We start from the raw sequence: 13,739 nt of genomic DNA, 5'->3' as shown, positions 1-13,739 counted from the left end.
CTCCTGTGTCTCACGTGCCGGGCTGTGGCGCCCGCGGGGTCAGGGCGCCGTCGTGACGCCGGTCACGGTGTCGATTATGCAGGGTCGGGCGTGCGTGGCTGCGGGGTGTGTCCGATTTTGTCGCGGGAGGATCGGCCGGAGTTCGCTGCCCCGGGTGTGGCGACATTCCTGTCGGCTTACTGAGATACAACGCAGTAGAGACGAGCAGCAAGCTCTGTCGACCTAACTCGCCACCACCGACCCGCTCTCAAAGACGTCGATGGGCATCGGGCGGCGAAGCTTCCACGTGATTGCGATCGGACGTTCGCCTTGATGGCTGACGTAGTCGACCGGGCCGAGGAAGATGAATGGCGCAGCGCCGAAGTCGCCTTGGGGACGGTCACGGACGAACAACAGGATCTCGCGGCCGTTGGCCGGCTGCTCAACGAATCGCTGACCCACATCCGATTCAATGGCTGTGTTATTTGGCGACTCCCAATGGAATTCGGTGCGCGACACAGGGTAGTCGCGGTACATCGTCGTCGGACTGAACTCTCGTTCGTCCTTGTGCAGGTTAACGAACAGCGCTCCGGTGTTGTTGTTCCACGTGACGCCACCAGCCTGACCGCGCGCCTTGCGCTTAATGCTCGCAAAACCGATGGCTGCAAGCACCTCTTCGCGCCGGTACTGCGCGTGGGTCAGAAGTGGCACGTCGGACTCGCCATCGATGGCACGGGGAACGTGATGAATGCCGGCTGTCGACACGTCGAGTACTTGTCTAATCTCTAAGCACACAGCAGGATGGTGCCGTAAAAATGCCAATCCCGCGTCGTAGCTCGAGAACCCGCCGTGGTCTGGCCAGAGTGTCATGAAGAGCATGCGCGCGAAAGTTTGTTCGCGAGGTGTGAGCGTCTCGTAGCGCGGACCGTCCGACACAATCAGACGCCTGTAGCTGGCGGCTCGCTCCAAATCGTCGACGTGCGCCAGCGCGCGAACGCGTCGCAGCAGCGGTTCCTCGTCTGGCCCCGTAGCAGGGATCGATAGCCCTGCCTGGCGGAGAAGCGGTGTCCACGCGCGGGTGCCGCTGCCAGAGTAGATGTCAGAAAGTTCACCTCCGGTCGCGTGTAGGTAGTCGCCGAGGACTGGCGCGCGCACTTGTCGCACCGATTCGACGAGCGCACGCCGACGGTTCTTGGGTAGCGAGTGCTTAACGGAGTCGAGGATGATTTCCTGGGATTGCTGATCGAGAATTAGTCGGCTGGCGCCGGGTAGGTAGGGAAACTCGTCACTGATCTCGTCGACTAGCCGCTGCCCGCGGGCGCCTGTGAGCGACGTGAAGCGTGGCCCGAAGTTGAACTCTGCACGTTGGTGGCCGATGAAGTCGACCACGGTGAGGACAGACTTGCCATTGCTACGGCGCAGTCCGCGTCCCAACTGCTGGAGGAACACTGTGGCGCTCTGCGTTGGCCGCAACATCAGCAATGTGTCGACATCAGGAATGTCGAGCCCTTCATTGAAGATGTCAACCGCGAATAGACAGGTGACTTCACCGCGTCGGAGCTGACGGAAGGCGTCGGCGCGTTCAGGACCGCTGGTATTCGCGGACACCGCAATTGAAGGGAGCCCCTGCCGCGTGAACTCGCGTGCCATGTACTCGGCGTGCGAGATCGACACACAGAAGCCGAGTGCGCGCATGCGCGTGGGTGATGTCACGTAGTCACGAACTGCGTTCAGGATGAGCCGCGTCCGAGCATCATTTCCGGTGTAGACGTTTTCGAGCTCATGTTGGTTGTAGTCGCCACGCGACCAAGTGACACCGCGCAGATCGGTGTTGTCGGCGACACCGAAATAGTGGAAGGGGCACAGCAAATCTTGCTCCAACGCGTCCCACAGGCGCAGCTCATAAGTGGCACGATCACCGAACCAGTGCAGAATGTCGAGCGAGTCGCTTCGTTCAGGGGTTGCTGTCAGGGCGAGCAGTTCTCGAGGTTCTATGCGAGAGAGCAGGTTTGTATACGTGGACGCGGCGGCGTGATGAAACTCGTCGATTACCACGACATCGAAATCCTCGAGACGGACGGGCTCACCGCCTCTACCACTCAAGGATTGGATGCTTGCGAATACCTGTCGCCAGTGGGTAGGGCGACGACCGTCGACAAAGAGCTCACCGAAACTACCGTCGCCAAGCACCTCTCGATACTTACGCAGAGACTGCTCCAGGATCTCTTTGCGGTGGGCTACAAACAGCAGACTCAGATCTGCGCCCATTTCGTCGCGGAGTCGGCGGTAATCCAGCGCAGCAACGACTGTCTTACCGGTACCTGTGGCAGCGACCACGAGGTTGCGGTGCTGGCCATGGACTACGCGGGCCACATCGAGCGCCTCGAGGATGCGTTCCTGGTGCGGATAGGGTTGCACGTCAAGGCCGGACACGGTAATCGTTTCGCGGCCAGATCCCGACCCACCTGCCTCGGCGAGGGCAGCGTCGAGTCGGTCCGCGTCCTCAGCGGGGTCGTAGCGCTTAAAGCCCCGGTCGTTCCAGTAGGTGTCAAACGTGGCCTCGAACTTGCGGGTTAGCGCCGGTGTGGTGACGCTCGATAAACGCACGTTCCACTCCAGGCCGTCGACAAGCGCAGACCGTGACAAGTTGGAGCTGCCGACATATCCAGTGTCGAATCCAGAATTGCGCCGAAATAGCCAGGCTTTTGCGTGTAGTCGGGTAGATGCCGTCTCATAGCGAATCCGAACGTCGGCACCATATTTTGTGACTAGATCGTCGACGGCTCTGCGTTCGGTGGCGCCGCGGTAAGTCGTTGTGATGACTCGCAACTGAACGCCCCGCTCACTCAGCGCTCTCAACTCGCGTCCGATCACCGCAATGCCCGCGAAGCGGATGAACGCGCAAAGGAGATCCACCTGGTCTGCGCTTGTCAGCTCGCGTGCGATCTCACTGGCCATATTCGGCTCGCCCCGGGTGTTGGTCAGGAGGGCGACGTCGGAGAGTGGTGTCGCTGGTCTGACTGGTGCAGGCCTACCCGGGAGATGTAACGACCCAAGCACCTCATTGCGCGCGACGCTATCAACATCACTATCGGCCAGCCGGCTGATGATTGCATTCGCGGCATCTCGACGCTCGGACTTGTCGACGGACCGTAGATGGCGCTCGACGACGGAAGCGATATGCCGCGCATACACGTGCGGTTCGTCGTCCTCGGTGAGGTGCTCAAACTCGGCGTCGAGCTCTGACGAAGCGAGTTGCTGTTGAAGTCTCGCGGTGAGCACCGACTCGTAGATACCTGGAACCAGCGGATCGATCATCACAGGAGTAGATCACAGCGGTCCGACGAGAACTCGAAACCGTTGCGCGTTGAACCGGCACGATGTCGGAGTGAACCGATAGTCTGCGATACGTCATCCGCCACGGCCCGACAGACGCGTCACTAAGACAAGGCTCCAACCCGGGCGGGAAGTCCTTCGTGTCTTCCTGGAGCCGCAGTGTCGCTGTATCGGGGTTCGGTGTCTGGTGTACGCAGCCAGATCGCCGCAGACAAGCTCGTACCCGCCTTGACTGAACAGTTCGTCTACGAATTCGGGTATCACCCGTCGAAGGCCGAGGTGCGCTCGTGGGAGCGCAGTCTTGGTGTGCTCGTAGCCGATCTCGAAGACGCTGGTCTCGACGCGGCGGAGGTGCTCATCGAGTATCGCCTCCCGTTGACTAGCAAGCGTGCCGACGTCATCGTCTGCGGGCGTCACCCGAAGACTGGCGAATCGTCTTACGTCGTCGTCGAACTCAAGCAGTGGACGAAAGCGTCGATGGTCGCTGGAACAGACGACGTCGTCAACCTGGATGGCGTGGGGGAGCGCCTGCACCCGGTGGACCAGGTCGAGAAGTACTGCACGCACATCGCTGACTTCATGGCGACTTTGAATGGCAGTACGCAACAGTTGGCCGGCGTCGCTTATCTGCACAACGCGACCGATGACGATATCCGGACGCTGTGGAATCGACCCCAATCGACGACTGGCCGGATGTTTACCTCCCAGCGCAGAGGGGAATTCGTTGACTTTCTTCGCTCTCGCCTGGCCGAGGCATCTGGTGCTGAAGCTGCCGACCAACTCTTGAACTCAGCGGTCCGACCGAGTAAGCAGCTGATGTCACTCGCGGCTGAAGAAGTCCAGCACCGAGAGCAGTTCGTCCTTCTCGACGAACAGCAGGTTGCCTATTCGCAGGTTCTCCGAGCAGTGCAGGATGCAGCACGCTCGAACACAAAGCGCGTGGTCGCGATCGTTGGTGGTCCCGGATCTGGAAAATCAGTGATCGCGCTCAGCCTCCTAGGGGAGCTGTACCGACAGGGCCGTACTGCAGTGCACGCCACCGGATCGTCGGCATTTACGAAGACTCTGCGCAAGGTCGCGGGTGCACGATCGCCGAGGGTGCAGAAACTATTCACGTACTACAACAATTTTATCAACTCCGAACCGAACGACTTAGAAGTCTTGATCTGCGACGAGGCGCATCGCATTCGCGAAACGTCGACCAATCGGTTTACGCGAGCGATCAATCGGACCGGGAGGCCCCAGGTTGAGGAGTTGATCGACGCGGCTCGAACCCCGGTGTTTCTGCTGGACGAGCACCAGGTGGTCAAGCCGAGCGAGCGCGGCAGCGTCGAGGAGATCAAGCAGGCCGCTCGGAAGCTGGGCTCTGAGTTCGAACTGATCGAACTTGACGGCCAGTTCCGATGCGGGGGCAGCAGCGCCTACGACCACTGGGTCCGAAGGCTTCTCGAGCTCGAACCCGGCGGACCGATCGAGTGGGAGGGTGACGAAACCTTCGAAGTGAGCGTCGACGAGGCGCCGTCTGTGGTCGAGGACAAGCTCCAGCAGATGCTCGGTGAAGGCTACTCCGCGCGCATCGTTGCAGGCTATTGCTGGCGATGGAGCAACCCCGAGACCGGCCAGCCCTTGGCGACCGACATCGTCATCGGCGACTGGAAACGACCATGGAACAACCCAAAGTCGACGCGTCACGGTGATGCGCCCGGCCGTGAACTGTGGGCGACTGACCCGGCTGGCTTCCGTCAGATCGGATGCGTTTACACCGCTCAAGGATTTGAGTACGACTACGGCGCTGTCATTTTCGGTCCCGACCTGGTGTGGCGCAACGACCGCTGGGTCGCGCGGCCGGAGTACAACTTCGACAACCAGGTCAAGAAGGCCGACCATGCCTCGTTCGATCGTGCGATTCGGAACACCTACAAGGTGCTGCTGACGCGCGGCATGCGGGGGATGCGGATCTACTCGACGGACCCGGAAACGCAAGAACTGTTGCGAGCTTTGATGGGTAGCAAGTGAACGACGATGGCTCCGTGGGGGGAGCAGATTCTTTCGACTCCGAAGGGGCTGGACTCGAGGCTGTCGATAATGTTGGTGGTCTCGAGGCTGAATTCGATGAACTGCTGGAGGACTGCTTTGAAACTCACCCAGCATACTTGGAAGTTTTAGATATGCGGGGTTTCCTTGTGCTTGGAAGAAAAGGCACAGGGAAGACTGCGATGTGCAAGCAGTTGACCTCAGGGCGTGACCCCGAGATCTTAGCAAAGAGTTTTACTCTGCAAGACTATCCTTGGCGTCACGACAATCTCCAGGATGGCCTGAAGATCCCGGAGAACATGCGGTATACTTCCGCATGGAAGTACTTTCTGCTGCTGCGGGCAGCGGAACTAGTCGTCGAGAATGAAAGCTGCCGGCGATGGGATGCGCTTTCGAGTGGATCCATCAAAAGCCTGAAAGAGTTCATAGCTGATGCATATGGCTCAAAAAAGCCAAAATTCTCCAAGCTGTTCAATAGTGGCCGTAAAGCATGGAAAGCAAAAGGCGTTAACGCTGGGCCAAATATGTTGCACCTAGCGGGAGAACGTGAGGAAGTCTATATTCCTCCTCATATACAGGAAGTAAACAGGTTGATCGAAGGGCAAGTCCTGTCAAGTATGGATCCCGATATTCAGTACCTCCTGTGCTTTGACCAACTTGACGAGGGCTTCTCTGTTGCAGACCCTAGGTACATGGCCATGCTGGCGGGCTTAATACGAGCGTCGCGAGAGCTTTTCGCAGCATCCAAACAAGCTGGACTGAAGTTCAGTCCGGTAATATTCCTACGAGATGATATATACGATTCTCTCACCTTCGATCGAAAGAACCAAATCACAGAAAATTCTTCCATACGTCTACGTTGGAACTCGCTGCCGCCGAACGATGGGAACAATCTAAAAGAACTGGTAGAGCGTCGTTTCACTAGCGTACTGAACGCGGACGCCCAAGATGTTCTATGGGAAGATATCTTTGACTCCGGGGAATTGCAAGACGATGAATCCAGCCCCTCTTCGGTATTCAATGAGATATGTGAAAGCACTCTCATGCGTCCTCGAGACGTAATAAAGTTCCTCAACGACATGCTGGCTCACCTGCGGACTCAAGATCACATGCACGGGACTTACTTCGATAATGATTGCCTCGATTCCGCGAGGGAAAGTTACTCTCGGTACTTACTGGAGGAGACTAAGGACGAAATTGCCGGCGATCGTTCCATTCCCAATCAAATTTGGAGAGTCCTAGAGGATGTTGGTAGTGAACAGTTCGGCTTCGACCGATTCGAAGAGGTATATCTGGGCTACTGGAGCTCAGGTGACAGCGGCCCGATCGATGTGCTTGAGAATCTCTTCGAGCATTCTGTTCTAGGGTTCCTAGAAAATATCAACGGGCAACTGTCTGCGGTGTGGCGACATTCTGAACCGGATGCCAAATTCAAGCGGAGCGCAACGACTTTCCGGGTCCATCGGGGATTTCGCGAGTCGCTGGGGTTGTGCTAGAAAGTAGTATCCGATTCGTATTGGCGGAGCGACGTATTGGGTTTGAGGTATGTCGCTTCAAATTTCTCACTTACCGTCGACCACGCTTCCGGTTGCTCAGGTGGTACGAGTCCCGTGTCCGCTTCGAGACGTACCCGGCGCTGCCTGTGGCCGCGACAGATCCCAACTCCTCGATCATCTGCAGTTCGTCGTCGATCGCCGAGCGCTCAGGTGCAGAAGCGAGCAGCGCAGATGAGATCAAGCTCTGCCTCGAGGCATCGAGGAACGCACTTCCAGCATCCAGGTCGCCGCGCTCGTATGCCTCGGACGCCCGGAGCTTCGCTGCCTGGCCCTCCTGATACAGCTTCTCCGACTGTACGGTCGGGTTCGGTACGCGGCCAGCAGTCTCGTCGCCGGGCACCACGTTCACCGTCACCGGGAGCGTCACCGTGTGCTCGGTCAGCGTTGCCGACTCGACGTACCGCAGCTCGAGTTCGGCGATCTGCGCGACCCCCAACCCCGACACTCCGTCAACGGCCAACTTGAGCAACAGCTTTCGTTTCTCAGACCCGTACAGGTCGCCAAGTTCGATCGACACTTCGCCGTCGGCGACTTGGTGTGCGGGAAGGTCGTTGTACAGACTCAGCTGCACTTCCGGAACGAACCGCACCGTCAGTGTCACGGCCTGCACCGCCTTGGACAGCAGACCCTCCACCTCGCCGGAGATCGCAGATCCGGCGGCGTCGGGATTCTCGGCGAACACGTGATTCCCGTTGCCGGAGCGCGCGATTGCCGACAGCAGCGTCTCGTCGTATCCGGCGCCGTAGCCGAGCGTCGAGGTAACGATCCCGTCGGATGCAGCCTTCGACGTCAGCGAGGCGAACTCGTCGACCTCGCAGATCCCACTGTTGACGTGCCCGTCGCTGACGACAAGCACCGTGCCGCCGCGAATCTTGGATGCTTTGGCGGCGCGGCGCAGTTCCTGTAGGCCGCGCAGGTATCCCGAGGACAGATCGGTCATCCCGCCAGCGAAGATCGCGTCGACGAGTTGAGTGGCCTGCTGTTTGTCGGACAGTGGGCCGGCGGGCACGGCGACTTCAGCTTGGTCGTCGAACGTGACGACGCCGAAGACATCCTGCGGGTCGAGCCGTGCGATCACGTCCGCCAGCGCCTTCTTCGCGCCATCGAGGGGGGCGCCGTTCATCGATCCACTGCGATCCAGAACGATCTGCAGCGCGGACCGCGGGCGGTCGACGACTGGCGCGTCAGGAGCCTCGAGTTCGATGAGAACGGAAACCTCGTCGGCGGACTCATGCGCGACGACGTCGACATCGAGGGCGGTGGAGAACTTCATGATCTGCTCCTGATTCCCGCCCGGATGAACAACCAAGGCGACTTTGCGCGGAAGTGCGATTAGTAGTTTGCGCGAAACTTCGAATAGTGTCAAGGGGTGGCTACCGGCTCCGACTCGCGCCTCGCGGACCACCCGCGCCCGAACGTCGCCGTCGACATCGCGGTCCTGACCGTCGTCGACGGACAGTTACACGTTGTGGTGCAACGAGATTCAGACTCCGGGCAGTTATCGCTACCTGGCCGTTTTATCCGAGAGCGACGCACCGTCGACCAGACTGTGCGTGAGGTCCTTGAACTCAAGCTGGGGCTTTCACCCGATCACGTCCGACCGCACCTGCTCGCGGTCTTCAGTGATCCTGACCGAGATCCCCGCGGGTGGACGATCTCGATCGCACATGCCGTCGCGCTTGCTGCTTCAGCGCTGACGGACGTCGTCGGAGAGCTTGCTCCGCTCGACGCCGATGGGCATCTCGCGTCGGGGGAGCGGTTGCTCTACGACCATGACGAGATCATTGCATCTGCCACTGACAATCTGCGCGAGCGATATGAGGACCGCCCCGACCCCGACAGCCTGCTTCCCGAGCCGTACACGTTGTCGGACCTGCGCGAACTGCACGAGGCGATCCTTGGTCGACGCCTCATGCGTGACTCGTTCAATCGCCGCGTGCAGCCGTTGTTGGAACCCAAGGTCGACGGCCTGGGCGTTCCGGAAACGCGTGTCGGCGGTGGACGGCCAGCGAGGTTGTTTATGAAGAGTGCGCCGCCATCAGCGACGTTCGGATGGAAGCTGCCGAGTAAGGACGAGTGACGCAGCGAATACCCTTCTGCTTGCTTCGTGGAGAGCCTCAGCAGCCAACGGGTCCGCTCAGAACTCGCCCAAGACCCGAAGGTTCGACGCCGAGCGGCGTCCGCACTCCATTCGGGTTGAGGCCTGACAAGGTGTACTTCGAAAGCCCGCACTAGATCCGTGTCCTCTGTTCGTTTGCCGCTCCGCGCTTTCTTCCCCGCAATAGATGTCGGCGGCGCAGAATAGCCGCTAGCGAAAGACGAACAAAGGAGGGTGGATCATGTCGGGTGGCGGCAACGAGTCAGAAACAGGCGGCAAAATTCCTTCAGGAGAGCAGCAATCCGCTGCGTCGAAGTCTGACAAGTATGAGGGTTTCAATCCATTCACCGATTCGCGATTCAGGTTCGGGCTGTGGGCCGTCGGGTTCGCAATGGCAGGAATCGTCGGAATTGTGGTTGCGGCAGGAATTCTGTTCAACGACACCTCGGGTGTCGCTGTCGTGGGTTCTGCAGCGGGGGTTGCGGGCGCGGCTGTTGCAGCCTATTTCGGCCTATCGGCGACGGCAGAGGCATCAAAGGCCGTGGGCGCTGCGACTGCTACGGCCATGCAAGCGAACTCGGACAGTCAAGCAGCGACAAACGCGGTGAAAAACGCAGCCGGCAAAGCTGATGCGGCGGCCCAAGCAGCCGAAGGGGCGTCTGCCGCCGCTGTTCGCGCGGCTGACGCGGCGGACGAACTCGCTAAGTTGATGGCTGGTCGCAGCGAGACATGACAGGTGGTCAACGGCGGGCGGTTGGGCGATTCTTCGATAATCAGAATCCCGACAGAAGCGAGTTGTCTCTACTTCTGTCTGAACTGGGCCATGACGCAGAAGGGCTTCTGCCCACTGAATGATTCGGCCTACACACGTAGTGAATTCGCGTGTTCGAGCGACACGGCGCTGGCCGTCCCGGCTGCACTGTCTCGCCACTGAGCGATTCAGCCGCATTCACACGAACCGGACCTCGCTGCCCTACGCTCGAAAGGTATGCGCCGTCCACCGCACACCCGTCCGCTCCTCCGCGCCGCAGCGCTGGCCATGGCGCCCGCGCTGATCCTCGCGGCCTGCTCGTCGACAAACGACGACGCTGCCCATACGTCCGTCACCTGCGGCGAGATCCCGACGGGCACACAGATCGACTCCAGCGCGGCGCCAAAGTCGTCGCAGGACATCTCGACTCGACCCGAAGCTGCCACCGGCTATCGCACCGGGATGCAGCCGGTGCAGACCAACACCTACGCCGCGGCGACGGCCAATCCGCTGGCCACCAAGGCGGCGTGTGAGACGCTGCGGGACGGCGGTACTGCAGCCGACGCGCTCGTCGCAGCGCAGATGGTGCTGGGCCTGGTCGAACCGCAGTCGTCCGGCATCGGTGGCGGGTCTTTCGCTCTCTACTACGACGCCGCCAAGCACAAGGTCACCGCTTTCGACGGCCGCGAGACCGCTCCGGCGGCAGCCACCGAGGACTACCTGCGCTACATCAGTCCCACCGATCAACGTGAACCGATTCCGAGCGCGCGTGCATCAGGGCGCTCCATCGGTGTCCCCGGTGCCGTGCGCATGCTCGAGGAGATCCACGACGACTACGGTCGCACCGCCTGGAAGAACCTCTTCGATCCCGCAGTCAGCCTGTCCGACAACGGCTTCGACATCTCACCGCGACTCGCCACCGCAATCTCCGAATCGGCCGACGACCTCAAGGCCGACGACGACGCGCGCTCGTACTTCCTCAATCCGGACGGCACGCCGAAGACCGCGGGAACACGACTGACCAACCCCGCGTACGCGAAAACGTTGGGCGCGTTGGGAACCGACGGTGCGCAAGCCCTGTACACCGGAGCCATCGCCGACGCGATCGTCGCGAAGGCCGGCTCGACGTCGAACGGTATGACGCCGAGTCTCCTTACCACCGACGACCTCAAGAACTACAAGGCTATGCGGCGCGAACCAGTCTCCACCGAGTATCGAGGCCACCGCATTGTTGCGATGCCCGGACCGTCGTCGGGCGGCATCACTGTCGCCGCGACGATGGGCATCCTCTCCAACTTCGACATTCCGTCGATGGGGCCGACCGGCGTCGACCGCGACGGCGGGCACCCGAATCCCGAAGCGGTGCATCTCATCAACGAGGCCGAACGCCTCGCCTACGCCGACCGCGACAAGTACATCGCCGACCCCGACTTCATCCCGTTGCCGGGCAAGGGTGTTGCGACGATGCTCGATCCGACCTACCTGAAACAGCGTGCGGCACTGATCAAACCGAACACGTCGCTGGGTAAGGCACAACCCGGAGATCTCGGTGAGGTCCCGCTCGGTTCCTACACAGGCACAGAACACGGAACCAGCCACATCACCGTCGCCGACAAGTACGGCAACGTGGCGTCGATGACGACCACCGTCGAATCGGCGTTCGGCAGCTTCCACATGGTCGACGGCTTCATCCTCAACAACCAGCTCACCGACTTCTCCGCGGAGCCGCGCGACGACTCGGGAGCGCTTCTCGCCAACCGGGTTTCGCCGGGCAAGCGCCCGCGATCATCGATGGCTCCGACCCTCGTCATGCAGCCGGGAGCCAATGGTGAGCCGGACACCTTGACGGCCGCGCTCGGATCGCCCGGAGGCTCCGTGATCATCCAGTTCGTCGTGAAAACGCTTGTCGGAATGTTGGATTGGAACCTGAACCCGCAGCAGGCGGTATCGATGATCGACTTCGGCACAGCCAACACCCCGACGTCGAATGTCGGTGGCGAACATCCACTGGTCAACACTGCCAACGACGGCGCCGACGATCCGCTCGTCAAGGGACTGCGCGAACGCGGAGAGCAGGTGTCGGTCGACGATCAGTCGAGCGGGCTCAGCGCATTGCAGCGCTCAGGTAACGGCTGGGTTGGCGGGGCTGATCCTCGCCGGGAGGGCGCCGTGATGGGCGACGACGCGTCGTTGAAGTGAGGTCGACGTCGGCGGGACGCTAATGATCCTCAACCGTCCGCGCCAGAATCCCGAGTGTCGCGCGCAGCCCGGCCTCGGGGATGATCGGGAACCGGCCCTTGATGTCCTCGTTGGTCACGCGGCTCCAGTCGTAGTACGACGTGACCAGCGTGCCGTCGTCTGTCGGTTCGAGCCGGTAGCCGTAGCGGTGATCGAGTGGCGGTCGTACGGTTCCGATGATCGTCCATTCGATCCACCGGTCCTTCTCGAAGCCCGTAATGATCACCCGTACGTCGTATTTGCCCATCGGGAGGTCGTTGAGCGACTCGCGATCCATGTGAACGACGAACTCGTCGTCCACAGCGCTGACGGGCGATCCTTCCGCACTTTGCAACATGCCTGAGCTGTCGATGGCGACGTGACCTCCTGGCGAGGTCAAAAGCTCAAAGATCGCCGACGGTTCGGCATGGATCAGACGGGTGATCTCGAACAGCTCGGCCATCAGGTCTCCTCTTTTCGACGTTGTGCCCACGATATGTGTTGCACCAGAGTCGACGCCTCCGCGAACAACCCGACCTTCCACTTCGCGACCCTAAGAATCTCGCAGATTCATACCCTCGGCGCGACGGCGGCGCAGCACTAACGTGGCGTCGGTTATGAGTGTCAGCGCCCAGCCCTGGCTTGCTGGCCAGCAACCCTCCGTCGTGGTGGGGTGCTCCAGGTGACAACCCGACGGAAGCAGGCACTCGCCGCTGCCGTAACAACGACACCGAGGAACGAAGACCGATACCTGTGACAGCTGAACTTTCCGCTGCGCACTCGCGTCCGCTGACCAGCGAACCGCGTGACGCAGAACTGCTTTCGGCCAAGCTGGTCAAGGCGCGTAAGCCCGGCCAGTGGGTGAGTAGCGCCGTCGTCCTGGTTCTCGCAGCGATGCTGGTGCACACGCTCCTGACCAACCCGCGGTTCCAGTGGGATGTGGTCGGCGACTACTTCTTCCATGCATCAATCCTGCGCGGCCTCGGCCTGACCTTGTGGTTGACTGCGTCAGTCATGGTGTGCGGCTTCGCATTGGGGATTCTGCTCGCCGTGATGCGCTTGTCGTCGAACCCCATCTTGTCGACGCTGAGCGCAGGCTACGTGTGGTTGATCCGATCGATTCCGCCGCTTGTCCAGTTGCTCTTCTGGTATGAGCTGGCCTCGCTGTATCCTCAACTGTCACTAGGGATTCCGTTCGGTCCGGAGTTCGTCAAAGCCGATACGGCGCACTTGTTCTCGGGCGTGCTCGCTGCGTTCGTCGCACTGACCCTCGATGTCGCGGCGTTCGCAGCCGAGATCGTGCGCGGAGGCATCCTCTCCGTCGACCGTGGTCAGGCCGAGGCCGCAGAAGCGTTGGGGCTGAGTCGGTATCGCATCTTCCGTCGAATCATTCTGCCGCAGGCCATGCCGGCGATCGTCCCGGCGTCGGGCAATCTGCTCATCGGGCTGCTCAAGGCGACGTCGATCGTCAGTGTGATCGCCGTCCAAGACCTGCTCTACTCCGTGCAATTGATCTACCAGCAGAACTACCTGATCCTGCCACTGCTGCTGGTCGCGACCATCTGGTACATCATCGTCACCAGTGTGCTCTCCGTCGGGCAGTACTTCGTCGAACGTCACTACTCGCGCGGCAATCGCCGACCGCAACAAGGGTTCTGGACGACGATCCGGGAGAACTTGCCGCTGTTCGGGCGAGTGCGCACCGACCTCCGCAGATTTGATCGTCGTAACGAAGGTGCGGTGGGCGCGTGAGCTTTGCGACGACGCG

Annotated in this window: 9 protein-coding genes and 1 riboswitch; of the genes, 6 read left to right on the top strand and 3 right to left on the bottom strand. The window is 60.7% G+C overall.

The window, feature by feature from the left end; all coding sequences use genetic code 11:
* Positions 1-222: 222 nt before the first annotated feature.
* On the bottom strand, positions 223-3,297 hold the full coding sequence (locus tag ABW18_RS11485) for a DEAD/DEAH box helicase (RefSeq protein ID WP_049699126.1): 3,075 nt from the start codon (positions 3,295-3,297) through the stop codon (positions 223-225).
* 198 nt (positions 3,298-3,495) lie between these two features.
* Between ABW18_RS11485 and ABW18_RS11480 the strand changes: the two genes are divergently transcribed.
* Together ABW18_RS11480 and ABW18_RS11475 are read left to right on the top strand one after the other, a co-directional pair.
* Positions 3,496-5,331, top strand: coding sequence for a DUF2075 domain-containing protein (locus ABW18_RS11480; protein ID WP_049699429.1), 1,836 nt, complete (start codon positions 3,496-3,498; stop codon positions 5,329-5,331).
* On the top strand, positions 5,328-6,845 hold the full coding sequence (locus ABW18_RS11475) for a P-loop ATPase, Sll1717 family (RefSeq protein WP_049699125.1): 1,518 nt from the start codon (positions 5,328-5,330) through the stop codon (positions 6,843-6,845). The genes ABW18_RS11480 and ABW18_RS11475 overlap by 4 nt, the downstream gene beginning before the upstream one ends.
* Positions 6,846-6,915: 70 nt before the next feature.
* On the opposite strand, the gene ABW18_RS11470 is transcribed toward ABW18_RS11475, so the two are convergent.
* Positions 6,916-8,178, bottom strand: coding sequence for a vWA domain-containing protein (locus ABW18_RS11470; RefSeq protein ID WP_049699124.1), 1,263 nt, complete (start codon positions 8,176-8,178; stop codon positions 6,916-6,918).
* A 96-nt stretch (positions 8,179-8,274) separates the two neighbouring features.
* Here ABW18_RS11470 and ABW18_RS11465 point away from each other — a divergent pair, with 96 nt between their 5' ends.
* The 3 genes from ABW18_RS11465 to ggt all read left to right on the top strand — a co-directional run bounded on the left by ABW18_RS11465 (position 8,275) and on the right by ggt (position 11,953).
* A complete protein-coding gene (locus tag ABW18_RS11465; protein WP_049699123.1) occupies positions 8,275-8,985 on the top strand; it encodes an NUDIX hydrolase in 711 nt (236 codons plus the stop codon).
* A gap of 259 nt (positions 8,986-9,244) precedes the next feature.
* Positions 9,245-9,736, top strand: coding sequence for a hypothetical protein (locus tag ABW18_RS11460; RefSeq protein ID WP_049699122.1), 492 nt, complete (start codon positions 9,245-9,247; stop codon positions 9,734-9,736).
* 255 nt (positions 9,737-9,991) lie between these two features.
* Positions 9,992-11,953: a gamma-glutamyltransferase gene (ggt, locus tag ABW18_RS11455; protein WP_049699121.1), complete on the top strand. Its 1,962-nt coding sequence runs from the start codon at positions 9,992-9,994 to the stop codon at positions 11,951-11,953.
* Between the two features lie 19 nt (positions 11,954-11,972).
* On the opposite strand, the gene ABW18_RS11450 is transcribed toward ggt, so the two are convergent.
* Positions 11,973-12,434, bottom strand: coding sequence for an SRPBCC family protein (locus ABW18_RS11450; RefSeq protein ID WP_049699120.1), 462 nt, complete (start codon positions 12,432-12,434; stop codon positions 11,973-11,975).
* A 150-nt stretch (positions 12,435-12,584) separates the two neighbouring features.
* Positions 12,585-12,702: riboswitch (SAM riboswitch) on the top strand.
* A 22-nt stretch (positions 12,703-12,724) separates the two neighbouring features.
* Here ABW18_RS11450 and ABW18_RS11445 point away from each other — a divergent pair.
* The gene (locus tag ABW18_RS11445; protein WP_049699119.1) at positions 12,725-13,723 is read left to right on the top strand and encodes an amino acid ABC transporter permease; all 999 of its coding nucleotides are present in this window, start codon (positions 12,725-12,727) and stop codon (positions 13,721-13,723) included.
* The last annotated feature ends 16 nt before the right edge of the window (positions 13,724-13,739 follow it).

This window comes from Gordonia jacobaea, assembly GCF_001186365.1.
Lineage (GTDB): Bacteria > Actinomycetota > Actinomycetes > Mycobacteriales > Mycobacteriaceae > Gordonia > Gordonia jacobaea.
The sequence above is the reverse complement of the archived record's forward strand: the minus strand, read 5'-3'. Positions and strand labels throughout refer to the sequence as shown.

Bases quoted from the DNA above. Each gene is read 5' to 3' on its own strand.
- ABW18_RS11485 (WP_049699126.1), bottom strand. From the start codon at position 3,297: ATGATCGATCCGCTGGTTCCAGGTATCTACGAGTCGGTGCTCACCGCG.
- ABW18_RS11450 (WP_049699120.1), bottom strand. From the start codon at position 12,434: ATGGCCGAGCTGTTCGAGATCACCCGTCTGATCCATGCCGAACCGTCG.
- ggt (WP_049699121.1), top strand. From the start codon at position 9,992: ATGCGCCGTCCACCGCACACCCGTCCGCTCCTCCGCGCCGCAGCGCTG.
- ABW18_RS11470 (WP_049699124.1), bottom strand. From the start codon at position 8,178: ATGAAGTTCTCCACCGCCCTCGATGTCGACGTCGTCGCGCATGAGTCC.
- ABW18_RS11460 (WP_049699122.1), top strand. From the start codon at position 9,245: ATGTCGGGTGGCGGCAACGAGTCAGAAACAGGCGGCAAAATTCCTTCA.